The 24,310-nt window shown below is 67.7% G+C and carries 29 protein-coding genes and 1 pseudogene; 10 read left to right on the top strand and 20 right to left on the bottom strand.

Annotated features, from left to right (window positions below; genetic code table 11):
- Positions 1–11: 11 nt before the first annotated feature.
- Together FZ046_RS16245 and dprA are read right to left on the bottom strand one after the other, a co-directional pair.
- Positions 12–863, bottom strand: a complete 852-nt coding sequence (locus FZ046_RS16245) for a siderophore-interacting protein (protein ID WP_070351666.1) — start codon at positions 861–863, stop codon at positions 12–14.
- Positions 864–956: 93 nt separating this feature from the next.
- Positions 957–2,084 (bottom strand): DNA-processing protein DprA, encoded by a 1,128-nt coding sequence (dprA, locus tag FZ046_RS16240; protein ID WP_070351665.1) that lies wholly within the window; start codon positions 2,082–2,084, stop codon positions 957–959.
- A 132-nt stretch (positions 2,085–2,216) separates the two neighbouring features.
- Here dprA and FZ046_RS16235 point away from each other — a divergent pair, with 132 nt between their 5' ends.
- From FZ046_RS16235 to FZ046_RS16205, 7 genes are all read left to right on the top strand, one after another.
- Positions 2,217–2,543, top strand: a complete 327-nt coding sequence (locus FZ046_RS16235) for a hypothetical protein (protein WP_070351664.1) — start codon at positions 2,217–2,219, stop codon at positions 2,541–2,543.
- The gene (locus FZ046_RS16230) at positions 2,540–2,905 is read left to right on the top strand and encodes a hypothetical protein (protein ID WP_070351663.1); all 366 of its coding nucleotides are present in this window, start codon (positions 2,540–2,542) and stop codon (positions 2,903–2,905) included. Before FZ046_RS16235 ends, FZ046_RS16230 begins: the two co-directional genes overlap by 4 nt.
- A complete protein-coding gene (locus tag FZ046_RS16225) occupies positions 2,902–3,264 on the top strand; it encodes a hypothetical protein (protein WP_170292444.1) in 363 nt (120 codons plus the stop codon). Before FZ046_RS16230 ends, FZ046_RS16225 begins: the two co-directional genes overlap by 4 nt.
- Positions 3,261–3,632 (top strand): hypothetical protein, encoded by a 372-nt coding sequence (locus tag FZ046_RS16220; RefSeq protein ID WP_070351661.1) that lies wholly within the window; start codon positions 3,261–3,263, stop codon positions 3,630–3,632. Before FZ046_RS16225 ends, FZ046_RS16220 begins: the two co-directional genes overlap by 4 nt.
- A gap of 161 nt (positions 3,633–3,793) precedes the next feature.
- Positions 3,794–4,210, top strand: a complete 417-nt coding sequence (locus tag FZ046_RS16215) for a hypothetical protein (protein WP_149484273.1) — start codon at positions 3,794–3,796, stop codon at positions 4,208–4,210.
- Positions 4,211–4,372: 162 nt separating this feature from the next.
- Positions 4,373–4,564: a hypothetical protein gene (locus FZ046_RS16210; RefSeq protein WP_070351659.1), complete on the top strand. Its 192-nt coding sequence runs from the start codon at positions 4,373–4,375 to the stop codon at positions 4,562–4,564.
- A gap of 207 nt (positions 4,565–4,771) precedes the next feature.
- Positions 4,772–5,038: a hypothetical protein gene (locus FZ046_RS16205; RefSeq protein ID WP_125939669.1), complete on the top strand. Its 267-nt coding sequence runs from the start codon at positions 4,772–4,774 to the stop codon at positions 5,036–5,038.
- On the opposite strand, the gene FZ046_RS16200 is transcribed toward FZ046_RS16205, so the two are convergent.
- The 18 genes and pseudogenes from FZ046_RS16200 to FZ046_RS16115 all read right to left on the bottom strand — a co-directional run bounded on the left by FZ046_RS16200 (position 5,035) and on the right by FZ046_RS16115 (position 21,540).
- A complete protein-coding gene (locus FZ046_RS16200; RefSeq protein WP_083298011.1) occupies positions 5,035–5,418 on the bottom strand; it encodes a hypothetical protein in 384 nt (127 codons plus the stop codon). The two genes, FZ046_RS16205 and FZ046_RS16200, sit on opposite strands and share 4 nt — an antisense overlap.
- 8 nt (positions 5,419–5,426) lie before the next feature.
- Entirely contained in the window at positions 5,427–5,804 is a 378-nt protein-coding gene (locus FZ046_RS16195; protein ID WP_125939668.1) for a hypothetical protein, read from the bottom strand.
- A 35-nt stretch (positions 5,805–5,839) separates the two neighbouring features.
- On the bottom strand, positions 5,840–10,114 hold the full coding sequence (locus FZ046_RS16190) for a phage tail tape measure protein (protein ID WP_125939667.1): 4,275 nt from the start codon (positions 10,112–10,114) through the stop codon (positions 5,840–5,842).
- Positions 10,115–10,355: 241 nt separating this feature from the next.
- The gene (locus tag FZ046_RS16185) at positions 10,356–10,640 is read right to left on the bottom strand and encodes a hypothetical protein (protein WP_070351656.1); all 285 of its coding nucleotides are present in this window, start codon (positions 10,638–10,640) and stop codon (positions 10,356–10,358) included.
- A gap of 181 nt (positions 10,641–10,821) precedes the next feature.
- The gene (locus tag FZ046_RS16180; protein ID WP_070356446.1) at positions 10,822–12,057 is read right to left on the bottom strand and encodes an IS256 family transposase; all 1,236 of its coding nucleotides are present in this window, start codon (positions 12,055–12,057) and stop codon (positions 10,822–10,824) included.
- Between the two features lie 279 nt (positions 12,058–12,336).
- Positions 12,337–12,549, bottom strand: a complete 213-nt coding sequence (locus FZ046_RS16175; RefSeq protein ID WP_070351655.1) for a hypothetical protein — start codon at positions 12,547–12,549, stop codon at positions 12,337–12,339.
- Positions 12,550–12,580: 31 nt separating this feature from the next.
- Positions 12,581–13,231, bottom strand: a complete 651-nt coding sequence (locus FZ046_RS16170; RefSeq protein WP_070351654.1) for a hypothetical protein — start codon at positions 13,229–13,231, stop codon at positions 12,581–12,583.
- Positions 13,232–13,241: 10 nt separating this feature from the next.
- The gene (locus FZ046_RS16165; protein WP_070351653.1) at positions 13,242–13,637 is read right to left on the bottom strand and encodes a helix-turn-helix domain-containing protein; all 396 of its coding nucleotides are present in this window, start codon (positions 13,635–13,637) and stop codon (positions 13,242–13,244) included.
- Positions 13,634–13,930 (bottom strand): hypothetical protein, encoded by a 297-nt coding sequence (locus FZ046_RS16160; protein ID WP_070351652.1) that lies wholly within the window; start codon positions 13,928–13,930, stop codon positions 13,634–13,636. Before FZ046_RS16160 ends, FZ046_RS16165 begins: the two co-directional genes overlap by 4 nt.
- Positions 13,923–14,543 carry a hypothetical protein gene (locus tag FZ046_RS16155; protein WP_070351651.1) on the bottom strand — a complete coding sequence of 207 codons (621 nt, stop codon included), beginning with the start codon at positions 14,541–14,543 and terminating at the stop codon, positions 13,923–13,925. Before FZ046_RS16155 ends, FZ046_RS16160 begins: the two co-directional genes overlap by 8 nt.
- Positions 14,540–16,102: an ArsR family transcriptional regulator gene (locus FZ046_RS16150; RefSeq protein WP_246182799.1), complete on the bottom strand. Its 1,563-nt coding sequence runs from the start codon at positions 16,100–16,102 to the stop codon at positions 14,540–14,542. Before FZ046_RS16150 ends, FZ046_RS16155 begins: the two co-directional genes overlap by 4 nt.
- The gene (locus tag FZ046_RS16145) at positions 16,099–16,587 is read right to left on the bottom strand and encodes a DnaB-like helicase N-terminal domain-containing protein (protein WP_070351650.1); all 489 of its coding nucleotides are present in this window, start codon (positions 16,585–16,587) and stop codon (positions 16,099–16,101) included. The genes FZ046_RS16150 and FZ046_RS16145 overlap by 4 nt, the downstream gene beginning before the upstream one ends.
- Before the next feature lie 411 nt (positions 16,588–16,998).
- Positions 16,999–17,205 carry a hypothetical protein gene (locus tag FZ046_RS16140; RefSeq protein WP_125939666.1) on the bottom strand — a complete coding sequence of 69 codons (207 nt, stop codon included), beginning with the start codon at positions 17,203–17,205 and terminating at the stop codon, positions 16,999–17,001.
- A 90-nt stretch (positions 17,206–17,295) separates the two neighbouring features.
- Positions 17,296–17,745, bottom strand: a complete 450-nt coding sequence (locus tag FZ046_RS16135; RefSeq protein WP_125939665.1) for a hypothetical protein — start codon at positions 17,743–17,745, stop codon at positions 17,296–17,298.
- Complete coding sequence (locus FZ046_RS16130; protein ID WP_170292443.1) at positions 17,742–19,145, bottom strand: recombinase family protein; 1,404 nt, start codon at positions 19,143–19,145, stop codon at positions 17,742–17,744. The genes FZ046_RS16135 and FZ046_RS16130 overlap by 4 nt, the downstream gene beginning before the upstream one ends.
- A gap of 29 nt (positions 19,146–19,174) precedes the next feature.
- Positions 19,175–20,605: pseudogene (locus FZ046_RS16125) on the bottom strand (YifB family Mg chelatase-like AAA ATPase); the annotation flags it as partial.
- Positions 20,605–20,976 carry a YraN family protein gene (locus FZ046_RS16120; protein ID WP_070351647.1) on the bottom strand — a complete coding sequence of 124 codons (372 nt, stop codon included), beginning with the start codon at positions 20,974–20,976 and terminating at the stop codon, positions 20,605–20,607. The gene FZ046_RS16120 and the pseudogene FZ046_RS16125, both read right to left, overlap by 1 nt.
- A 186-nt stretch (positions 20,977–21,162) precedes the next feature.
- Complete coding sequence (locus FZ046_RS16115; RefSeq protein ID WP_328514348.1) at positions 21,163–21,540, bottom strand: heme-binding protein; 378 nt, start codon at positions 21,538–21,540, stop codon at positions 21,163–21,165.
- A gap of 313 nt (positions 21,541–21,853) precedes the next feature.
- Here FZ046_RS16115 and FZ046_RS16110 point away from each other — a divergent pair, with 313 nt between their 5' ends.
- The 3 genes from FZ046_RS16110 (at position 21,854) to FZ046_RS16100 (ending at position 24,310) form a co-directional block, all read left to right on the top strand.
- Entirely contained in the window at positions 21,854–22,192 is a 339-nt protein-coding gene (locus FZ046_RS16110) for a DUF8820 family protein (RefSeq protein ID WP_070351645.1), read from the top strand.
- Positions 22,193–22,201: 9 nt separating this feature from the next.
- Positions 22,202–23,161, top strand: coding sequence for a hypothetical protein (locus tag FZ046_RS16105; RefSeq protein WP_070351644.1), 960 nt, complete (start codon positions 22,202–22,204; stop codon positions 23,159–23,161).
- A gap of 123 nt (positions 23,162–23,284) precedes the next feature.
- Entirely contained in the window at positions 23,285–24,310 is a 1,026-nt protein-coding gene (locus FZ046_RS16100; RefSeq protein WP_070351643.1) for an iron ABC transporter substrate-binding protein, read from the top strand.

Genomic DNA, 24,310 nt, shown 5'->3' with positions numbered 1-24,310 from the left:
GAGCCGGTGTCTCAGTCGCCCGAGCCGGCCTCGGCCTTCGCCAGCTCGGCCTTCCACTGGCGGAAGGTCTCCTCGGTGCGGCCCCGCCGCCAATAGCCGGAGATCGACGCCCACTTCGCGTCGACGCCGCGCTCCTTGCGGACGTAGGTGCGCAGGTTGTGCATGACGGCCTGCGCCTCGCCGTGGATGAACACGTGCGGCTGGCCGGGCAGCCACAGCGCCTCCTTGACCGCCGCGATCAGCGGCGCGTGGTCGCCGGCCTGGTCCTCGGGAACGAGGTCCGCACGACCACCGCGGTAGATCCACCGCACCTCGACGCCCTCGGGAACGGTCAGCTCGACCTCGTCGTCCGGTCCGCTCACCTCGATGAAGGCGCGGCCAACGGCATTGGGCGGCAATGCTTCCAGCGCGGCGCTGATCGCCGGCAGCCCCGCCTCGTCACCCGCCAACAGATGCCAATCGGCGGCCGGGTCGGGCGAGTAGGCACCGCTCGGTCCCATCAAAAAGGCCCGCTGCCCCGGTTCGGCGGCCGCCGCCCACGGGCCGGCGACGCCGAGATCGCCGTGCACGACGAAGTCGATGGTGATCTCGCGACGCTCGGGATCGGCCTTGCGGACGGTGTAGGTGCGGACCACCGGGCGGTGCTCGTCGGGCAACCCGTCGAAGCCGTCCAGGGTGAGCGGCTGCGGCAGCGCGCTGACGTCGACGTCGTTGCGGACGATGACGATCTTGACGTAGGAGTCGGTGTAGTCGCTGGGCGTGAAGGTGTCGAAGCCGCTGCCGCCGAGCACCAACCGGATCATGTGCGGGGTCAGCTGCTCCTTGCGCACCACCTCGAACGTGTGGATCGGACGCCCTGCCACGCTTGCCTCCCAGCCTCTCGCACCGTCGTTGACCGACGCAGCCGACTATACGAGCGCCCGGGGAGCGCCGGTCGGCTACGGTTGCCGGCCGGTTCATCGGCGCGCCAGTCGCCACTCGCCCTGCGCACGGGTGACCAGGCCCGTGAGCTCGAGCACCGCCAGCGGTCCGAGCACGTGCTCGGTGGGGATTCCCGCGGTCACGGCGATCTGGTCGGCGGTCTTCGTGCCACGGCCGGGCAGCGCGTCGTAGACGCGACGCGCCACGTCGTCGAGCCCGTCGAGCGGATCGGTGGGATGCGCCGGCTCGTCGGCGAGTTCGCCCATGCGCCCCACCAACTCCACCACGTCGGCCGCCCGGGTGATCACGTGAGCGCCGTTGCGCAGCAGCACGTGGCACCCGGCGGACGCCGAGGACGTCACCGGGCCGGGTACGGCCCCGACCGGGCGGCCCAGCGCGTCCGCCCATGCCGCCGTGCTGGCTGCGCCGCTGCGCAGCCCGGCTTCGACGACCACCGTCGCGCCGCCGAACGCCGCCACCAGCCGGTTGCGGGTGAGGAACCGGTACCGCGCCGGGCCCACACCAGGCGGATACTCGGTGAGCAGCAGACCCTCCTTGGCGACGCGGCGCAGCATCGCGTCGTGGCCGCGGGGATAGAGCGCGTCGAGGCCGCCGGCCAGCACCGCGACCGTGACCCCGTCGCCGGCCAGCGTCGCCCGGTGCGCGACGCCGTCGATGCCGTAGGCGCCGCCGGACACGACCGCCACGTCCCGCTCGACGAGCCCCGACGCCAGGTCGGCCGCCATGTGCTCGCCGTAGGCACTCGCTGCGCGGGTGCCGACGATGGCGCAGGACCGCTCGGTGACGTCGGCGAGCCGCATCGGTCCCCACGCCCACAGCACGAGCGGCGCCACCGGGATGGCGCGCGGCCGGTGTCGCGCCCCGTCGAACGCCGTCATCGCGAGGTGCGGCCACTCGTCGTCATCGGTGGTGACGAGCCGCCCGCCGAGCGTGGCGAGCAGGTCGAGATCACGCTCGACGTGGTCGAGGTGGCGCCGGGCCTCGGTCGCCCGCAGCAGTGCGGCGTTCACCGCTCCGGCGCGGACCCGGTCCGCGGCCTCGACCGGTCCGACCTCCGCCACCAGGTCGGCCAGTTCGGCGCAGGGAGGTTCGGCCACCCGGGACAGGTACGCCCAGGCCCGGGCACGGTCGTCGGCGTTCACGACGCACCCCCGTCCCGGAAGTTCAGCGCGGTGCACACCTGGTCGAGACCCGGTGCGGTGAGCCCGGCGAGGTCGGCGAGCGTCCACGCGACTACAAGAACGCCGAAGTCGCCTACCTAGAGGGGATCAGCTATGACCGTCGAACCACACTGCGCAGTCGATCTCGACGCACCCAACGTGCCGCTACCGCCCGGCGCCGAAGCCAGCCCGGCGGCCTGGTGGGACTACGACTACGAGTACCGCGTCATCTACACCCCCGACCTCGAGACGGCGGCATCTCGCGTCTACGGGTCAGCCGTGCAGCGGCCCGACGGCTCGATCGCGGGCCAGGAGGACCCGCCACGGGTCTACTTGTCGGACGAGGCGCCCGACAGCGTCGGTATGAGCCTCGAGGAGGCGCGCACCTTCGCCCGCCAAATCCTCACGACGGTCGAGATGATCGAGGGGTGGCAGCGATGACCGGCACTCTGCCAGCACTACGCAACGCGGTGACGTTCAGCGAGTGGTGCGACGTCGGTACCGAGGACGGCGCGTGGCGCACGATCCGCGGTGAGCGCCGCGGCAAGACTCGGCACTACGGGTACGAGGAGAGCTTCGCCGAGGCCACCTGCATCCAAAATGAGGACGGCAGCGTTGAGTGGCAGCGGGTGATCACGCACCTCGACGTGCACATCGACTTCGACCACCATGAGGACCACCAACTGCTACCTGACGAGGCGCGGTTGCTGGCCGCGAAGGTGCAGGCCGCAGCGGCGGAGCTGACCGCGTTGGCGCTTGCCCTGCAGCTCGCCGCCAACGAGGTGGAGGTGTGGACGCGATGACAATCGACATGAGCCGCCACGCTTGCACGGAATGGTGCACGGTCGAAGGACCCGACCACGGCAGCGACCCGGCGTGCTGGGGGCCGGGACACCATCAGGTCGCGTTGACGCTCGAGGATGGGTATCCGCACGACGCGTCCTCGATGGTGGAGGCTTTCCGTGGCGACTGCCCGAAGATCGGCGTCTATGCCTACCGGCCCGAGGTTGGCCGGGTCGAACGGGTGAAGCTGCACCTGTACCGGCCGAGCGACAACGATTACCGGTACCTGGACGACGAGTTGCATCTGACCGTCGCTGAAGTGCACCAGTTGCGCGCAAAGTTGAAAGCCGTCCTGGCGGAGCTAGGCGGTGCCCGATGACCGAGAAGCACAAATGCCGTTTCGAGTGGTGCAACAGCACCCTGGACGGGCACCCCGAGGCGTTGACCGAGCACTTCTCCGAGACGGTCAAGGTCAGCGCCACCCACGACATGCAGTACCGGTTCGACGACGACCGCCTGCCGTTCGTAGGGGTTGGGCTGTGGTTGGAGGAGGGGTTGGAGGTCGCGCCGCACGTCTACCTCTTGGCGTCGACGACGAACGTCGAGGCGTCGATGGACATGCGATTAGACGAGGCGATCGTCCTGCATGATCTGCTCGGCCGGCTGATCGATCAGGGGCTCGTCGGTACCGGCTTGGACCGTGACAAGGTGCTCGCTGTCGCTACGCGAATGGGGGCGGCCCAGTGACCGATTCGAAGGTGATCCCGAGTTCGGGACTAGCGGACCCGTTGCCGCTTGGCGCGGTGTCGACCGATGGGTGGTCCGGCTGGGACGACGAGGAGGGTCCGCACCGGCTGCTGTATGGGCAGCGTCACCAGGTCGGTGCGGTTGTCGTCGGCGGATGGGCAATGCAGGAGATCGTCGACAGGAACTCCGGTGCCACCAGAGTTCACGTCGAGCCGACGAGCGAGGTGTACGTCGACCGAATCGACCAGCACGGGCAGCAGGTGCAGTGCTTCGACCTGACTCGCCACGAGGCCCGTGAGTTGGCGGTGGCGCTGCTGCGCGCGGCCGGCGACGTCGACACCATGGCTGAAGTAGAGAGAGTGGCACTCACTCTACGAAAGCGCGTGCTCGTCGCCGACGAATCCGAGGGCCGCATCGAGGTCGAGTGCCGGCCGTTCGAGCCGGATATGCCCGACTACGACGGCCAGCGATTCCTGGCCATCCACGTCGATGGGCGGGAGAAGTCGTTCGTCTGCCTGAGCGCCGAGCAGGCGGCCGCGCTGGTGGCGCTGCTAGTGGTGGAGCCCGCGGCGTCCTAGGTATCGAAGGGGTCCGGTAAGCGAGAAGTCTCGTTTACCGGACCTTTTCGTTGGTGCCAGCAAAAAGGTCTTGTCAGTGGATCTAGAGTGAATGTCGTGGAGGCAGCGCGGTGGGCAGGTGCTCTTCTTCGGGAACATGCCGCGGTCCTCACAGCCAGGCAGATGACCGCAGCCGACATGCTCATCGAGGACGGGGACGGCTGGCTCGCCGCGTACGACCTGTTCGTCGACGGCGATCGCGATCGGTGGCTGACTGCCGCGAACTATCGCGAGGCGCACCGTTTGGCGCGCGAGAAGGCATTCTGGAAGTTCAGCGGGTCTGTCGAGCGGCGATCACAGGCGAACCGCCTCTAGCGGTCGATGGTCCGGTTTACCCTTGCCTTTGTGACGCGTGGGGTGGGGGCAGCGTTGGTCGCTGCAACGTTGTTGTTGACCGCTTGCGGTGGGGGGTCGAACCCCGTTGCGGATTCGTCCTCGGCGCCAGCAACCCCCACGGCGACGGGCGGAAAGGATGCCAGCATCGTCGTCGGCGTCGACTGCGAAGAGGATGGCGTCGCCAACGTGACGATTGCCTACGGAACGGGACCGGAAATTCATCGTCTCGTTGGGAAGAATCCGACTACCCGTGCCGCGGGCGGCGTTGCCACCGTCTCGGAGAACTTCTCTACCGACGTCGGGTTCCCCGACTCCAACCTCGCGGTGACGACAGCCCCAACGCGCGGAACCTGCACCACCCGGTTGACTGATTACGTCAGCGGCAACGTCTTGGGTGAGCGCACGACCGCTGGGCTTGCGAAGCTGTACGCGGTGGTCCCCAGCCCGCACTAGGCGGGCCGCTCCTCGTTGCGCAGCAGAGCTTTCAGCTCCGGCGTGAACACTTCCTCCCACGTGAGTGCGGTCTTCACCTCAACCTCGACCGGGTCGTCCCCTGGCCGCCACACGGGTTCCGGGTAGGGCACCTCAGACCCCCGCTCGAAGTGCACGGCGTTGTACCGCCAAAGCAGTTGATTCACGATGTCGACGACGTTGGCCATCGAGTGCTCCGCTTGGTTCCACCCTTCGGTCAACTGATGGTTAATGGCCGTTCCGGGCTGGGCACGGGTCACGTAGGCCCACAACCCGCGCCAACCAAGATCATCGAAGTGTCGGCCGGCGTTGAACAGGTCACGGTCGATGGCATCCGCTAGGTCGCCGGTGGCCTGGTGCACCAGCCAGATCAGTTTGGGAGTGACAGCCCGTCGCCACCCTCGCCGTGGCTGGTGCCGGCCTTCGACCACGCCTCCCAGAGCGCGTCCAGGGGATCCGACCCGCCGATGGGTGCGTCGACCGATTCGAGGATCGTCTGCGCCAGAGGGCACGCCGCGCGGTCGATCGCCGCGAACTGAACGTCGGTGTCGGTCTGAGCGTTGCGCAGCTTGTACAGCCACGACTTGCTGTAGATCGAGCCAAAGGTTCGCAAGGCGATCACCTGACCGTTGGGCAGGGTGTGCCGGTACAGGTCGTCGGTGTCGTAGTGCGGCGACCAGTCGTAATCCACATCGCCGGGCTTGGGATCGCGCTTTACTTCCGGCTTCGAGGTCTTCGTTTCTGCCATTTCAGTGTTCCTCCTTGGTTGAGTGATCTTGATTCTTAGGCTGGGCGGAAGGCGTCCATGCCGCTTCCCCGCCAGGCGGCGTTGTAGGCGGCATGCACACGGTTCGTGAAGTCTCGGGGGTCCACACCGAGGTTGCCGTTGACCTCGACGATCGGCCCGGCCGGTGCGCCGCTGCCGACGTGGACGCCGTCGGGCAGGTTGACCGTCTGCGGGAGCACCTTCGGCGACGCCGAGGTCACGTTGGGATCGGCAACCGGCGTGCGACTGGCTTGCACGCCGGCCTCGGCGTTCGTCAAGCTGGGGCCAATGTTGGACAGGCCCGGGGCGATGCCAGAAAGCAGTGAGCCGATGAGGTCGCCGCCGCCTCCCGCCGAACCCCCGGTGGAGGTGTCGTCCTGCGGCCCGGCGAGCAGTCCGAGCCCGTAGTTCAGTCCGCCAAACAACGACTTGACGGTGGGGTTCTCGAGAAGGTTGTTGAAGCCCGGCAGGCCAATCGTTTCAAAGAATCCGGACGCCAAAGACGAACCGAGAGTCGAGAAGTCATTGGTGCCGCTGCCCTTATCGGTGCCACTGGCGGCTTTGTCCTTCACTTCGGCGAGCTTGGTCTCGGCGGCCGTCTGACGTTCGGTCGCGGCGTCGAGGCGCTGCTGTGCAGCATCACGGCGCTTCTCTGCGGCGGCGATCTTGTCAGCCGACTTCCCAGTCGCCTTCGCTTCGTTCACGGCCGCATTGGCTTGATCGAGGCTTGCCTGCGCTGACGTGACGGAGGCCTTGGCAGAAGTCACCCGAGCTGACGCGGACTGAACCGCTGCCGAGGATCCACCGGAGAAGTTCGACACCGCGTCAGGGTCTTCTCCGCCGGCAACCTGGATCCACGCCCGGTTGGGGAAACTCGATGCGCCCGCTGCAGACCCGCCGTACGCACCGCCGCCGTTCGCTCCACCCATCTCCACGTTCACGCTGCCGCCGTTGGGATCCACGATCGTGCCCGCGGTATGCCCTCCGCCCGGCCCGCCGTTCTTCCAGCCGATCCAATAAGCCGCCACACCAGGGGGCGGATCACCTTGGATGAAACCGCGGGACGACAACGCCTGCGCCTCATCTGCTGTGGAGAACCGGCCCGAGCCACCCGTCAACAGGTTGGCCATCCACGCCTGAGCACCCGAGCAATCCGTGCCCGTCGGGCCGGCCGGGCCGCCGCGGACGTAGGTGCCTCCGGAGAGCTGCGACGCGTACTGCTTCAGGGTGTCGAGGCTGATGCCGCCGTCGGCCATGACGTTCATGCCGAACAGCCGCGCCACCTCGGCAAGGATGCGGCGAGACCGGTTGCGCTTCGACAGCGCGAGCGGAATGTACGCCTCCCCTCCGGTTTCCTCCTCGGCGAAGATCGTGCCGGCGCCTCGGCCGGCGTAGATGTCGGCGTCGCGAGGCTTGGTGATCTGCCGCAGGCCGCCGCCGGCCATTGCGATGGCGCCGTGCGCATAGGAGCTTCTGGGACCCGCACCATCCGGCACGACGACCGGCGCATCAACTGTTCGCGTTGGGAGGTTCAGCGCCTCGCGGTTGAGGATGCGCAACTGCACGGGCATGTCCACCGGCTTGTTGACCTGCTCGACCAGGGCGGCAATGCGCGCCTTGGCGTCGTCGGTCTCCGCTGTCACCTTCACCTGACCGTTGGGCAGCCGCTCCACCGTGTACCCGAGGGCGGTGACCTTCTGCTCCGCCTCCGTCGTCAGTGAGTCCACGACGACGGTCTTGTTGTCCGGGACGGCGACGATGCTGGCGCCGAGATCCTTGAACCGGTTGACGCCCTCCTGAGTGGCCTGCCACGTCCCGTTGAGCGACGTCAGGTAATCCTGTTGCGCCGAGGTGGCATTGCCGAGCTGTGACCGCTGCTGCTCGACTGCCTGAGCCAGCGTGATGAACGATTCGTTCGCGTCGGGCATTAGATCGACGATCTTCTGCAAGCTGATCCCGGTGCCGTTGGCAGCCTGCGGCATCTTGGCCAGCTTCGCCGACACGTCGTCCCAGGCCGTGCCTTGCCGCAGGAGAGCGGCGTTCAACTGCTCGCTGGTGACCCCCGCGTCGGCCATGTACTTCTGGATCGACCGATAATTGATCTGCTGACCGCCGGAACCAACCGCGTTGATCCCGCGCAGGCCGGCGTCGACACCACGCTCGGACGCCTGCTGGCGGATGTAGTCCAGTGCCCGGGGGTCACCCGTGCCCGTCGAAGCGTCGATGACGGCCCCGGTATCGATGCCGAGAGACTGCGCCCGCTGGATGACGGTCGGGCCGTTGCCGTCGTCGGTCGTGAACCGCTTCGCGACGGCCTCGCGAGTCGCCTTCGTGACAATGCCCGTCGCGCTATCGAGAGTGGTCTGCAACTCCTGCTCCGCGACACGCTGATCGCGGGCCTTGCGCTCCGCCTCGGCATGCGCTTGACCAAGCAGGCCAATTGCGGTCGTGGCGCCCATGATGGCCACGCCCCAAGGCCCTCCGAGGGCACCCATGAGGCCGCCAGCCGCGCTCTTGATGAGGTTCAGCCCGCCAGTCGCAACGGCACCCGCATTGACTGCCAACACGCGCAGGTGGGCACTGGCCGTCTGCGCCGTCGAGCCCATCCCGAATAGCGCGCGAGCCGCCGTCGACGTCGTTGGGTTCGACTGTTGCATCCACTTCACGGAGTCGCGGTACGCGCTGCCGAAGTCCGAGATACCCGTCCGAACCGCCTGAAGCCGCTCAGTGAACGAGGAGAACGCCGCCGAGGTCGGCTCCGCCGCTCCACGGACCCTGCCCAGTAGGTCGGGAACGGTCTTGAATGCCAGCCACGCCGCCGCAGCCGCGGTGACGGCAGCTTGGTTGTCCCGCATGAGACTGGCCACGCCGCCAAGCACCGGCGACAGCGCGTCGAGAATGCCTGCCGCCGCCTCGAGAGCCGCGACGAACAACTGCCACGTTCCCACGCCCAGCGTCGCCGACGCCGTACCCAACGACTTGACGATCTCGAGGACCGACGGACCCGCATCGGCCGCGACACCGCCGAGAACCTTGAACACATCGACCGTGTCGGCCCAGGTGTTGCGGATCGTCGGATTGAGCGTCAATGCGCGCCACGCCGCCGACGCCTTGTCCGGTATGCCACTCAGCGCACCAGACATGCCGTCGAGCAGCCGTGTCGTCGGACCCTCGAGTTGGTCGTACGTCGACAGTTGCAGCGACTCAACCGCGTTCTTCACGCGCTCCCACGCGCCGGGCAGACCCTTGGTCTTCGCCGCCGCAACCTCGGAGGCGCCGCCGACCTTCGTCACGCTGCGGAACATCGCCTCGAACCCCGCGCTCCCCTCGCGGCCGGCAATCGCGGCGAGGCGAGCCGCGTCCGAACCGAAAGCCGTCGAAGTCGCGTACTGGTACATCTCCGGAGTGAGGCGCTTCTGCGCATCCGCGAGCTGACCGAAGATCGTCGGCAGGCCCACGAAATTGCCCTGCGCGTCGTAGGCCTTCACCCCAAGCGTGTCCAAGGCGCCGGCTGCCTGATCCGACGGCGACTGCAAGGCCAGCAGCGCCGACTTGAGTAGCGTGCCCGAGTCCGACCCCGTGATGGCGTTCTTCGCCAGCAATGAAAGTGCGGTGATCGTGTCGTCCACCGAGATCGCCATGCCCGACGCAACCGCCGAGCCGGCCTGCAGGGCGTAAGCCATGTCCTGCGCCGAGCCAGTGGCGTTGTTCGTGCCGTTTGCGAGCAGGTCAGCAACATGTCCCGCCTGAGTGCCCTTCAGGCCGAACGTCGCAAGGGCATTGGCTTGGATCTCGGCGGCCTTGCCGGCGTCGATCTGTGCAGCCGCGGCGAGCTGGAGCGAACCCTTCGCGCCGTCCATCGAATCCTGAAGATTCAGGCCACCCTTGGCCAGCTCCGTCATCGCCGTGATGGCGTCGTTCGCCGACGTCGCAGGCAGGGACACGTCGTTGCCCAACTGACGAGCAGCGGCGCCCGCGGCGCTGAGCTGCTGCGTGGTCGCCCCAGTAACTGCACCGAGGGTGTTCATGGCGTTCGTCCAGTCCATGCCCACCGACATGACTTGCTTGAACTGGTCGACGATGCCGGCGCCTACCGTGGCCGCAGCTAGGGTGGCCATAGCGGTCTTGGCGGCCCCGGAGAAGCGGTCGCCGAAGTCCTTGCCGGCCTTCGACGCCTGCGCACTCAGCCGAGAAGTATCGACTTTCGGATTGATTTTCGCCGACTTGTCAGCACGGTCGAAGGCGCGACGAATATCCCCCTCCATGCCCCTCGTCGACGCCGCAAGGGTCACCCATGCAACTGCTAGCTCCGGCACCGAGGACCTCCTAGGGTGAAGCCCCTCCCCGCCGCCCAGCCAAGGAAAAACGACGGGGAGGGACGATTGTGGTGACGCCCGGATGCGGGCGTGTACGAAACTCCCACCGCGAAAAAGATTCGAGTTTCATACAGACAGGCAGGCCCTATGCCCACCGTGGCTGGCTGATCGACCATTCGGGGTACATCGCCCAGCCCACGTTCATCCAGTAAGCACATCAGGACGCGCCCGCATCCTCGTTCTGCGGCGAAGCATTCGACTTGCGGAACCGCGCGGCATCAAACGCGACCACCTTGTCGCTCGTCGCCCCACTACCGCGGGCCTTGAGGGCCGACAGCCGGACGATCTCCGCCTTCGCCCGCTCCAACTGAGGGTTCAGGTTCGACCGCAGCTGCGGGAACTCCTCGAACGCCTCAGCAAGCAGCTTGTACCGCAACTGCACCTCTGCCAACTCATCCCGAGCCGCCATCGCAGCGTTCAAAGTGCCGTACTTGGCCGCCATCAGACCACCGCCTCGCCCGGGGGGAGGGGGGCAGGTGTCACACACAGGTGCCAATACCCCTGAGAAGCAGCGGTGTCGAAGCCAGGGGTCACCTCGGCCAGGGGGTTGCGTGCGTTCGCCATGGGTCAAGTCCAGGGACGTGGTGTACGACGTCGTCGTGTGATTCTTCGAGGTAGTTGGGTCAGGCGGTCAGTGCCGCTGGGGTGGCCTCCTGTTCTGTCGGTGTGTCGTTGACGGTGCGTGATTTGCTGAGGACGTCGAGGCCGAGGTAGCGCCGCGATTCTGCCCATTCGTCGTGTTGTTCGGCCAGGACGGCGCCGACGAGGCGGATCAGAGCGTTTCGGTCGGGGAAGATGCCGACGACGTCGGTGCGTCGGCGGATCTCCTTGTTGAGGCGTTCCTGGGGGTTGTTGCTCCAGATCTGGCGCCAGATCTGCTTGGGAAACGCAGTGAACGCCAGCAGGTCCGCCCGGGCTTCTTCCAGGTGGTCGGCGACCTTGGGGAGCTTGTCCGCGAGGGCCTCGATGATCCGATCATATTGCGCAGCAACCGATTCAGCGTCTGGTTGATCGAACACCGAATGCAACAATGTCCGGACCCACGGCCACGACGACTTGGGAGTGACGGCCATCAGGTTGGTCGTGTAATGCGTTCTGCACCGCTGCCAGGCCGCCCCGGGCAGCGTCGCCCCAATGGCCGCTACCAGCCCGGCATGGGCGTCGCTGGTGACCAATTTGACCCCGGACAGGCCGCGGGCGGTCAGCGACCGCCAGAACGTCAACCAGCCCGCTCCGTCCTCGGCGGTACTGACGTCAATACCCAGGATTTCGCGATGGCCCTCGGCGTTGACCCCGACCGCGATCAGGGCGTGCACGTTGACCACCCGCCCGCCCTCGCGGACCTTGAGCACCAGGGCGTCGGCGGCCACGAACGTGTACGGGCCGGCGTCCAAGGGCCGGGTGCGGAAGGCTTCGACGGCGGCGTCGAGTTCCTTAGCCATCACGCTGACCTGGGACTTCGACAGCGACGTGATCCCCAGGGTCTCCACCAGCTTGTCCATCCGCCGCGTCGAGACCCCCAGCAGGTAGCAGGTCGCGACTACCGTGGTCAGAGCCCGTTCGGCGCGTTTGCGGCGTTCCAGCAGCCAGTCCGGGAAGTAGGAGCCGTGGCGCAGCTTCGGGATCGCGAGATCCAATGAGCCTGCGCGGGTGTCGAATTGGCGGTGCCGGTAGCCGTTGCGGGAGTTGGTGCGCTCGGTGCTGCGTTCGCCGTATCCGGCGCCGCACAGGGCGTCGGCCTCAGCGCCCATCAGGGTGTGGATGAATGTGGCGAGCAGCTCGCGCAGCACGTCGGGATGGGCGGTGGTGAGTCGTTCGGCCAGCACGGTGGGCAGGTCGATATTGTGGGCAGTGGTCATCGCGTCGGTTCCTTTGCTCGAGAAACTTTGGTCGGTCTCTCGAAGAATCACGCGATGACCTTCAATCATTCGGCTACGACACGCCGGTACCGCTGATCAGGTCCGACTCGTACACCACCTTGGTGGACGCAACCTCGCCATGGGCTCGCTGCCGTTGGTGGTGCGGCGGCCGGCGCAGGTCGGGCTCGGGTTGACCGTATGCGCGCGCATCCGTCGTGGCCCGCCTTCCCGCCCGAAAGGAGTGTGTGCGGGTTGACGCCTGCCGCCGCGGGTCACGGGTTAGTGCCGTCCGGTCTTGTTGGCGGGCTTGTCGTCGTCGGGCATGGGTCCGTGGACGTAACCGCTGGCGAGCAGGTTGGCGGCCTTGGCTTCGGCGACGTAGACCTGGACGCGAAGCTGCGGGTTGTGGAGTCGGACCATTGGTCCGGTGTAGCGCCGCGGTCCGCCGTGCTGGGTTTCTGCCATGAGGTCGCTGGTCTTCAATGCGGTCATTTGGTTTCTCCGTTGTGTTGTGTGGAGCGGATCAGATGGCGACGGCGCCGATGCCGGTGCGCGTGGTTCCGGGAGGGGCCATGCGGTTGGGTTCCGGCGGGACGTCGGGAAAGCCGGACGGATGGGGCAGGTTCAACTGCGGCGGCACGTAGTTGATGAGGTTGGCGAACCCGTTCTCGGTGTACTTGGCGAGGGCCGCGAGGTCGTCGAGGTCGCTGCGTGCTGAGGCGTTGCGCGACAGATAGTCCTGCTTGATGTTCGACCAGCCGCGGACGAGTGCCCGCTCGAGGACTGCGGTGGCCATGATGTCGTCGCCGCTGCGGAGCGCCGACTGGTAGATCTCTTGGGCGTCGTCGCTGTCTTCGATCTGGCGGGCGCGGGACTGCGCGTCGCGGAAGCTCACGACTCGGGCGGGGTCGCTGGCCGCGGCGGTGGTGAGGCCGAACAGTCGGCGTTCTAGCTTCTCCTTCATGCCCTGCACCGCGGCCTTCTCGCGGGCGTGCAGGGCGCTGATCTTCTCGGTGACGTCGCGGTGAAGCGGCTCGAGCTTCTGGCGTCGGCCGGCAGCGGAGAGGTTTCGGTCGTTCTCCACCTCGGCGTGCGTGCGGGCGAAGTCCTCGCTGAGCTGACCGGCTTCGGTCCGGTAGCTTTGGACCTCGGCTTGCAGTGCTTCGATGCTCACGGCTTCTCCTCTAGGCGGTGTCCTTCAGGACGATGGTGTTGCGGACCAGCCAGCGTCCGCCGGTCATGACGGCGTGGATGCGGCCGGTGCGGCACCACTTGCGGATGCAGCGTTCCCCGACGCCGTGCCTCTCGGCTGCCTCGCTGGTGCTCATCCACATGGTCAAGTCTGCGGTATTTGTCTGTGCAGCAGCAGTATTCGTTCCGCATTCGGCCCCGAGTGCTGCGAGGTGCAGGGCGACGAACACCTCGTAGGCTTCCGGGTCGGTGCTGCGGAGGATCGCTCGGCGGTCAGCGGTCATCTGAACCTGCTTCTCCAGCCAGCGAGCTATGCGTGGAGGAACGGAGACGGAGCCGTCGGTGTTGATGCGGGCGCTGATGCCCGCGGCAATGCGGTCATCGGTCACGACGCCACCGCCTTCGGCCGGCCGCCGGCAGACGGCACGTTCAGCCTGCCAGCGATGACGCCCTTGGGCCGCTGTGACGGTCGAAGGCTGTCGAACCAGTCGCCGCACGGGTTGAGCGACGGGCAGTGCTCACACAGCCCAAGCGCCTGCGCGTACCGTTCGGCTGCCGCTGCCTTCGGCTCATCCGATTCGCCGGCATCGAACAGGTGGCTGCGCCCGCGGCACCTAGCACCGGGCAGGCTCGGTGCGCCGGCCAGCAGCAGGAGCAATTGCGAACCGTAGGCGTCACTCATCGTCGTCTCCGAGCGCCGCCGATCCCAGGTCGAATCCGTCAATCGGCTTGACGCCGCCGTCTGCCGCTTCCTCCTCGGTGGGGATTTCATCGACTCGCGCGTTCCATGCCTTCGCGCGGGCCTCGCAGAGCCGGACCCGTTCGTCCCAGTTCGACCCTTGACGTTCGATCTCGTTGAGGAGCTGCGGGACGACCAGGGTGGCGATCGTCGACAGCGCCGAGGACATCAGCAGCATGGCGAGGCCGGTGTCACCGTGGACCATGGAGAAGTTGCGGCTTATGACTTCGTCGACTTGGTCGAAGTCGTCGCCGCAGTCGAGCAGATCAAAGGCCAACCGTGCGCCCCACAGCTCTTTCGCGGTGAGGGATGGCAGGGTGAGGGAGTTGCCGTTGCGTGTGCCGTCGGGACCATGGGCGGGCAGTGCGGTGACGTGCCGATCCCAGGGATCCTCGATGAGTGCCCAGCCGCGGGCTTGGTCGGCGTCGGAGCGGGCCTTCGCGAGGCGGTCCGGCTGCTCGGTCTTCATGCGGTCGATTTCTTTGAGTTGCTGCCGGATGCGCTCGGCTGCGGCCAGTCTGTCGGCGATGATGCGGTCGCTGTCGTTGGTGGTCATTTGGTGGTCTCCTGTTCGTCGTCTGGGCACGCGTCGCGATGCCCTTGAGTGGGGATGTGAAAGGAACAGCTCGGGCAGCGGTCGTTACCGGCGAGGCGGAGGAGCGGTCCGCCGTCTTTCCCAGAAAGTGCTGGACCCATGGGAAGGCCCTCATTGACCCCTCTTCTTTGGGGTCTGGGGGTAGGTCCAGCAGAATCTGGGACAGTTTTGAGGCCCGTAGAGCTACTCGGTGAAGGTTGAGATGTAGCTATCGCAGGCTCGACCTGCCCGGGCTCGCTGGGATCATCGAGAACAGTTCCAGATGACGTTGAGCGGGAGTTCGGCTCCTTCTCATTAGCCAGGGCGCCTGGTCTGATCTCATCGGCGAGCGAGTAGAACCAGCGGGACTTCCCCGACTCCCCGTACTCCTGCTCGTCGACGGTGCAGACGCCGAGCATGTGCAGCGCCTGTAGTTGGCGGTCGACGGTGTTGCGCGGTTGATCGAGCCGGCGCCGCACGTCGGTCGTGGTGCTGTGCGGGTGCGCCGACAGGTCGTCGATGATGCCGAGCCGCAACGGTGGCACCGAGTCCCGAGCGCAGCGAATCGCGAGCCGCAGGGCTGCCGCGCGTGGGACGCCTACCGCTACTGCTCCTCGGACTACCTGGGCGAGTTGCTTTGCGAAGCGGGTAGGCATCTCCGGTGCGTGAGCGTCGGTGACGTCGCCGCGGTAGTCGTACTCGACCCCGGTGCGCGCCAGCGTGACGAGATCCGCCGCGGCCAGCAGCGCCTCCGACTCCGCCTCGTCGAGCACGATCGGCTCTGTGTCCATGTGGTCGATGACGTCGGTGACCGCGTCGGACAACTCCGCCCGCATGACGATCTCGGAGCCGGTGTTGGCGATGGCTTGCCGGCCGGCCGCATACCGGCCTCGCCGAGAATCCATGCGGATGAGCACGTACCTGTCGCCCATCGCAGAGACGGCGCCGTGCGCCTTGTCCCATGCGGTAGTGACAGCGCCAACCATGGCGATTCGTCCTCGCCAGTCGAGTGTCTTGCCGCCGTCGGTGCCGACGTTGCGTGACCATCGGCCGTCGTAGACCTCTCGTAGTGCGGCGAACACCTCGGCTCGGGCGTCACCGCTCATGGAGAGGATCGAGGTGACGTCCTTGACCACCAGGACGCCGCCGGGCTCGAGGCGGCGCAGAAGACCACCGGTCGCGTCCTTCTCGCGTTCTCGCTTGGGCGTCGCGGAGAGGAGCCCGCCGGCTGACGAGATGGTGCTCGTCACGACGGCGCCGATGCCGTCGAGGGCTTGCACCGTTTCGGTCTTCGCGTTCCCGGGTCCGGAGATAAGGAGAAGCCAGAGCGGGTCGCCGTCGAGTCGCTCGACCGCTGCGGCTGCGAGGACGGCGTCAAGGGCTGCGACGTCGTAGTCGGCGCCGAGCCACTTCTGGAAGACGGCGTGAGCCCGCTTGAGGGCCTGCGCAGGGCTTGAGTGAGATCCTGTTCCCGACGAGAACATCGCCTCGGCAGTCGTACGGTAGGACTCGTCGAATGCACGGTCGTCGAACATGCTCACTGCGCCTCACCTCGCATCTGCCGTAGCCGCGCAAGGCAGTCGTTGACCGATGAAGCGCCGGTTTCGACGACGTGAGCCAGCTCGTCCTCCGACGCGTAGGGCGCCGTTTGGATGAGCGCAGTGCCCAGCGATTCGACGCGACGCCGGAACGTGTTCGCCAACATCGCCGCGGCGTAATGACGCAGAGGGGCTCCCGTGTCGACGCCGGACGTCGTCGCGTCTTGGAGATGACGCGAGACGTTCGGATCGAAGGTTCCGCTGCGGCGCAATTCGTCGAGAACCAATTGAGGACCGTATGGCTTTGACTCGTCCTCGATGAGCGTCGTGATTGCCGCGAACACTGCTGCGACGCTGGGCTTCTCGAAGTCTTCCTCGCGGATTGTGCGGACCATCAGTCGCGCCTCGAAACGCGCCTTGGCCCAGAGGAGCGCGCCAATGAACAGGACGTCCGCGTCCGGGTGGGTACCGATGGGTGGTTGAGTCATGCGGCCACCACCGAACTGCTACCCAGGAGGTGACGGTTGCGCCGCCAGCAGCGCGGCCCGCTTGCCCGAGACACGCTCAGGGCAGCGCGGATTGGTCGCCTGCAGTGACGGCAGCGCGCGGTAGGATTGGAGTAGTCGTCCGCCGATGACTCTGAAGCCGCCTGGGACCGCCCGCCCGGGCGGTTTCTCTTTTCGGTCACGCGCTATCACCACCGTGTCCCAGTACGACACCGTGCTGCATCGCGCATGCCCTGCATCGACGACCGCACTCCGGCGCCCTTGTTGAACAGGTCAACAACGGCGCCGGAGTGCGGTCTAGCACCAGGAACCAGTCCCTGCTGACAGTGTCGGCGGCGAGGCGTGTTCTGCACTGGTCGCAATGTCTCGGCAGTGCCATTGGATCTCGTCGCTTCACGCGGCATCACCCCCGCGGAGGATGGCGGCGATGCGGTCGCGCTGTTCGTCGGTCAGTGGTGGCGCGGAGGCGAGCACCTTCTTGACGCAGTCCGTGATGCGCCGGGCGGCGTACTCGCGAGAGAGATTGTCGACGTCAGGGCTGTTCCATCGTTTCGCCGCGGCCGTCTTGGCTTGCAACTGTTTCGTACTGGATGCAGGCATGCAGAACCCCTTTGGGTTCCGGCGCCCTGCACGATTCCGAATTCGCCTCCACAGGCGGGCAAGTACTGCTGATGCTAGCGCATCTGCAAATCAAAGGACGGTCGGCGCGCCGGGATGTCCGGGTTTTACGTTCGCCGTTATCGCTAACACCTCGGCCGCACTCACCGTCTTCGAGACGTGTCGGCACTCCACGCGAAAGCCGCCATCGGGAGCCAGCTGACCGACGTCGTAGACATGGGATGGCCAGTGTCGATCGCCGTCGAGCGTGTTCCGCTCGCGTGCTGCCGGCGTTGATGACGCATTGTTCTTTCCGCGCGACAATTTGATGTCGCGGACATGCGCAAGCGTGTTGTCGCCGATGCGAATGACTACGACTAATGGGGGGCCACTGCACCGTGGGCATCGATAAGTGTGAACAGTCACCTTTGAGATGAACTTGCCATCCCGCAGCTGCTGCCAGGCGTCTTGAATAGCTTTGTCACGGTCGCTCGAGGCGGCGACAAGGGCATGCCACCACTCCGTCAGGTTCGGCTCGGTCACCGGTTCTGTCCCTTCCAGCGAATGTCGACCGTCTCGGGTCGAAAATCACGGGCTCCCCTACCCGGCCGATGGAGAACGGGCGTCATAAGCGCGGCGACGATACCGCGGCGCTGTGCCACCGAGAGGGTGTCCCAGGTGGCCGCCACGTCGTCGGCCGCGACGATCGATAGGGGCGAGGACGTGCCGGCGGCTGCGATCTGCCGCTCGACGTCGGCGAGCTTGGTTAGGACGCGTTCGTTGGCGGCTCTGAATTGCTGCCGGTCCATGACGCCGTCTGCATAGTCGAGAGCGATGTCGTCTCGGCGGCGCCGGAGGATGTCCGCTTGTGCCATGAGGTCGGCTGCGTCAGGCAGGTCGGCCGACCAGAGCGCCGCGGCGTCGGGTTCCGTCAGCCGACCGATGGTGATCATGGTGATGTACTCGTCGACCGGGTCGGCCTTCCGCGCGAAGTGCTTGCCGCTGGTGCAGCGGTACGTTGGCACCTCGCGGCTATAGCCGCCTCCGCGGTGTACAGCAGCGCCGCACTCACCGCAGACAGCGACACCGGTGAGAAGCCCCTTGCCCCACTTGGCGGGCCTGTACCGGCCGGGGTCGCAGAGGATCCGGACCGCTGCGCGCCAGGTCGCTTCGTCGACGATCGCCGGCCATTCTGCAGTCCCGGTAATCCCGAGTTCGGGATTTTGACGGATGGCAGCGCGGTCCTCGACGCTGCGGTACCGACGTAAGCCGGCGCAGCGCGGATTAGTCAGCACGTCCTTCACTGCGCCCCGACTCCACGTCTCCCGCCCCTGGCTCGTCGGCAGACCGGACGCCGTCCAGCGCCGAGCGATCTCCCCAAGCGACTCACCGGCCATGACGTCGGCGAAGCCAACTCGAATGAGGTCCGCCTCGGAGTCACGGATGGTGACGCCGTCCTGCTCGTACCCGAACGCACGCCGCCCTCCGACCCACCGGCCTTGCTGGGCAGCCTGCACCGCGGCGGACCGTTGCCGTGCGCCCTTTCTCTCGACCTCCCCCTGCGCGACGGACGAGAGGATGCGGGCAACCAGCCTGCCGCCGTCGGTCGAGGTGTCGACGCCGTCGGCGGCCGTGACGATCGCGGCACCCACCTTCTGGCACCGCTCGAGGACGCTCTCGAACTCGCTTAGCCGGCGCAGCAGGCGGTCCATGTGGCGGGCGACGATGACGTCGAAGTCTCCCGCGTCCACGCGACGCATCATTTCGGTGAATTGGGGGCGGGGCTTGCGACTGAGGGCGGATACGTCGTTGTCGACGAACTCCGCGACCGTGGTCCAGCCGCGAGATGTGATGAGCGCGTTGACATCTTGCCGCTGGCGTTCGACGCCAAACCCTTCCCCACTTCGGTCCTGAGATTGCCTCAGATAAATCGCTGCGCGCACTATTGCAGAATACCGCACCTCTGCTAGATTAGCGTCCACGCGACGCGCAGCGTCCGGTCGAGGCCCCGCACGCTGAGCAGACCGCGGTCGAGTGCCATGCCGAGCGGCTGCATCGCCGCCTTGGAGAGCCGGTACCGGCGGCGCAGCAGCGCGCCGGGCACCTCGGCGTTGGTCCGGAAGGAGTGCGCCGACCACCGTGCCGCGGCGGCCTCGCGCGCCGCCGCGACCCGTGCCTGAACCTTCGCGCTGGGCTCGCCCGCCGCGTTCTCGGCGATGGCGCCGGACTTGATCGGATGCATCTGCACCCTCAGGTCGACCCGGTCGAGCAGCGGCCCGGACAGCTTGCCGAGGTAACGCCGCCTGATCGCCGCGGGGCACATGCAGTCCTGCGGATCGGCAGGGGCACACGGACACAGGTTGGCGGCGAGCACCAGCTGGAAGCGCGCCGGATAACGGGCGACGCCGTCGCGGCGGGCGAGCCGAACCTCGCCGTCCTCCAACGGGGTTCGCAACGCCTCCAACACGCTGACGCCGATCTCGGCGCACTCGTCGAGGAACAGCACGCCGCGGTGGGCGCGGCTGACCGCGCCGGGCCGGGCCATGCCGGTGCCGCCACCGACCATCGCCGCGACCGACGAGGTGTGGTGCGGCGCGATGAACGGCGGCCGGGTGATCAGCGGCCGGTCCCCCGACAGCAGACCCGCCACCGAATGGATGGCCGTCACTTCCAGTGACTCGTCGTGCGACAACTCCGGCAGCAGCCCCGGAAGGCGTTGCGCCAGCATCGTCTTGCCGATGCCCGGCGGCCCGGTCAGCATCAGGTGGTGCGCACCGGCGGCGGCGACCTCCACGGCGTAGCGGGCCTGGCCCTGTCCCACCACGTCGACGAGGTCGGAGGTCACGTCGCTGGCGAACGCCGGGGCGGCGACGCGCTCGGCGAGCTGCGCCTTGCCCTCCGCCCACTCCTGCAGTTCCCGTAGCGACCGCGCACCGCGCACGTCGATGCCGTCGACGAGGCTGGCCTCGGCGAGGTTGTCGAACGGGACGACGACCGTCGGCATGCCCTCGCGCTTGGCCGCGAGCACCGCCGGCAGCACGCCCGCGACCGGACGCACCCGCCCGTCGAGGGCGAGTTCGCCCAGCAGCACGCTCTTCTCGAGCCGCGACCACGCGGTCTTGCGGTCGGCCGACAGCACCGCCAACGCGAGCGCGATGTCGTACACCGAGCCCATCTTCGGCAGCGTCGCCGGCGACAGCGCCAACGTCAGCCGCGCCATCGGCCAGGTGTTGCCGCAGTTGGTGACCGCGGCGCGCACCCGGTCTCGCGACTCCTGCAGCGCTGCATCGGCCAACCCGACGAGGTGCACGCCGGGCAGCCCCGAGGTGATGTCGGCCTCGATCTCCACCAGGTGCCCCTGCAGCCCCCGTACCGCGACCGAGAACGCCCGCCCCAGCGCCATCACCCCACCCCCACGACGTGGCTGATCTCCGGCTCGGCCCGGGGCGCCGCGCGGACGCCGATGACGTCGATGCGGATGTGCGGCCAGCTGCCCGACTGCTCCATCAGCCACAGCCCGGCCAGCCGCCGCAACCGGCGCACCTTGTCCGGCGTGACGGCCTGGGCCACCCCGCCGAACCCGTCCCCGCGGCGGGTCTTCACCTCGACGAAGACCACCGCCCCGGCCGCCGGATCGTCGGCGATCACGTCGAGTTCGCCCCACCGGCAGCGCCAGTTGCGGGCCAGGATCCGCCAGCCGAGCGCGGTCAGATGCTCGACGGCCAGTTGCTCACCGAGCGCTCCCAGTTGAGCGCGTGTCGTGGGTTGGGTCATGGCTGACACGCTGCGCCCCGGCGCCGACGAAATCGGGTCGACGAGCCCGGTTGTGCACAGTCACGCCGTTATCCCCAAGTACCGCACATGGCGGTTGCGCCGCAGCGACATTCGCGCTAGCACCCGCCCGACACGACACCGCCGCCGCACCCGAGGGGTGCGGCGGCGGTCATCGGGAGGTCCGACCTACAGCGCGTCGACCAGCATCGCCAGCTGGGCCGGCGTCACCGAGACGCCGCACTGGCCCCGCAGGTCCTTGAGCGGCCGCACGATGTTCTGCAGGTCCACGTACTCGTTCGGGTGCGCCGTGAAGTAGGCGCGCACCGACGACTCCGCCTGGTCGGCCGGCAGGTTCGCGGCCTTGGTCAGCGCGTCATTGGCACCCGGGTGCGCATCCAGGTAGCCGCCGGCGGTGCCCAGCACGCCGCTGGCCGTGGTCGCCAGACCGCTGGCGGTGCACGGGGCGGCACTCGCCGTCGGCACGGCCACGGCGCCCGCCATGACGCTCAACGCGCCGGTGGCCACGACGCCGGCAACGGCACGGCGCACGGTCGATTTCGTCATGTTCATTTCGTCGATTCCTTCGGTGTCTCTCGTGGGCATCCCCCGGCCCAGAGCCAACGTACCGACGCACCGACGGGTCGAAATGCCGCTGCGGCGCCGCTTTTCGGACCGCCGAGGAGCGTTACAGCTCAGCGCGTGACCTTCGCCGCACTTCCGTCGCCAATCCTGAAGGAGGGTTAAGGAAGCGGGCGTCGAGCTAAGAAATGCGGCAACACCAGGTGATCGAATCGTGACCGTTCCGTGACCACGCCCATCTGTCGGACCCCCGCCGTACGGTCACCGCCATCAGGGTACGAGCGCGAGGAGACCGTCCATGCACAATCCCATCCGTCACGGCGAAGTCATGCTGCTCCCGGTCCGCTGCGCGCCGGCCGGCTTCACCGAACTCGTCACCACGTGCGTCGTCGGGCACAGCGAGTCCGGTCACCACCACGTCCTGGACAGCGACACCGCCTTCGCCCGGATCGTCGCGGCCAACGGCGACCTCTACGTCGACCTCGACCAGCCCACCCGGCTCTCGCACCGCAAGGACCACGACCAGCACCGGGAACTCGACGTCCCCGCGGGCATCTGGCGCGTGCTGCGCAAGACCGAGTACGACGTCGGCTCGTCGGTCGACCCACGCCCACGGATGCGCTACGTGCAGGACTGACCGGCCGTCATGGCGTTCGACGAGGCTGCCGTGCGGGCCGCGGTGGCCCACTTCGCCGCCGTCCGTGGGCTGATCCAAGACACCGTCACGGTCATCGCGCGGCTGGACCACGCCCTCGGGATCGCCGCCCAGCGCGGCACCGACCCCACCTGGCGGACCGCGTCGTTCTGGGCCGCCGACGACGACCCCGGCGACACGCTGTTCGGCAACGCGGCCGGCACAACGATCGGGAGCACGCCCGCCACCACGGTCGCCCCCGCGGCGCGGGACGAGGCCCGCACGGTCTTCGACCGGGTGCTGGACGCCGAGCTTCGGCGTCGCAGCCCGGGACACTGGTGGCTCGACACCGAGGCCGTCGTCGTCGCGAGCCGGTGGGCGCACTTCTCCCGCGCCCTGACCGACGCGCACGCCGCGGGCCTGGGCTGGCTGGTGCCCGCACGCGGCGAGCTGCTGGCCGTGCCGTTGCCCGCGGTGCGCACGGCCGAGGACAGACCCGACCTGCTGCACGACGACACCGGTCGGCCCGCCGTCGAGTGGCGCGACGGTACCGGCGACTACTACCTGCGCGGTGCCGAGTTCGAGCCCGCGCTGTACCGGAAGGTGCTGGGCAGCGAGCTGCTCATTCAGCAGATCGCGCAGCTCGAGAACGCCGATCAGCGCTCGGTTGCCCTGACCTTCCTGTCGTTCGAGAAGCTCGTCGTCGACTCCGACGCCGAACTCGTCGACGTCGGCGTCCGCGGCACGCGGCTCTACCGGCTGCCGCTGCCGTGGCGGATCCGGCGCGACCGCGTGCCCGGCTACGGCGCCTTCGACTACTTCATCCACATGCGCGACGCGAGCCACCCCGAACGCGAGTTCGTCGAATGGGTGGACCCGGCGATCGGCAGGCACCGCGACGCCGAGCTGTGCCAGGCGCACGCCTTCGGCATCACGCTCGAACAGTGGTTGTCCGTCGAGGTGGAGGGCTGACCGCGCCGTCGCGACCGCCGCACCACGAGAGCCGCCTTTGACGGAGGCCACGACCGGCCGAGGACGCACAGCTCGGCGGGGTATCTTCGTTAGGCAATCCTCACCTTGCGGAAAGGCCGGTCGATGTTTCGTCGGAGTCGTTGGAGCCGGATCGCCGCCGTGGCGGCCACGGTGGCGCTGGCGGTGGGCCTGACGGCCTGCTCGTCGTCGTCCGACGAGCAGGACGGGCTGCTGATCTACAACGCACAGCACGAATCGCTGACCAAGGAGTGGATCGACGCCTTCACCAAGGAGACCGGCATCAAGGTCACCTACCGCCAGGGCGGCGACACCGAACTGGGCAACCAGCTGATCGCCGAGGGCGCCTCGTCGCCCGCCGACGTCTTCCTCACCGAGAACTCCCCCGCGATGGCGGCCGTCGAGAAGGCCGGCCTGTTCGCCGACGTCGACCAGGCCACCATCTCGCAGGTGCCGCCGCAGTTCCGGCCCGCCACCAGCAAGTGGACCGGCGTCGCCGCGCGCACCACGGTGTTCGCCTACAACAAGACCAAGCTGACCGAGGCGCAGCTGCCGCGCTCGATCATGGACCTGCAGAACCCGCAGTGGAAGGGCCGCTGGGGCGCCCCGCCGGTCAAGCCGGACTTCCAGGCCATCGTCGCCGCCATGCTGGAACTGACCGGCGAACAGGCCACCTCGCAGTGGCTGGCCGGCATGAAGGCGGGTGCGGAGATCTACTCCGACAACATCGCGACGCTGCGCGCGGTCAACGACGGGCAGGTCGACGGCGGCATCATCTACCACTACTACTGGTTCCGCGATCAGGCCGAGACCAAGGAGATCAGCGGCAACACCGCGCTGCACTACTTCCGCAACCAGGACCCCGGCGCGTTCGTCTCCATCTCCGGCGGCGGCATCCTGAACTCCAGCAAGAAGAAGGCCGACGCGCAGAAGTTCCTCACCTTCATCACCAGCAAGGCCGGTCAGGAGGTGCTGGAGAAGGGCACGTCGTTCGAGTACCCGGTCGCCAGCGGCGTTCCCGCCAACCCGGCGCTGGTGCCGCTCGCCGACCTGCAGGCTCCCGCCGTCAACCCGTCGAACCTCGACGCGCAGAAGGTCACCGACCTGATGACCAAGGCGGGTCTGCTCTAG

This window comes from Mycolicibacterium grossiae, assembly GCF_008329645.1.
Classification (GTDB): domain Bacteria; phylum Actinomycetota; class Actinomycetes; order Mycobacteriales; family Mycobacteriaceae; genus Mycobacterium; species Mycobacterium grossiae.
The sequence above is the reverse complement of the archived record's forward strand: the minus strand, read 5'-3'. Positions and strand labels throughout refer to the sequence as shown.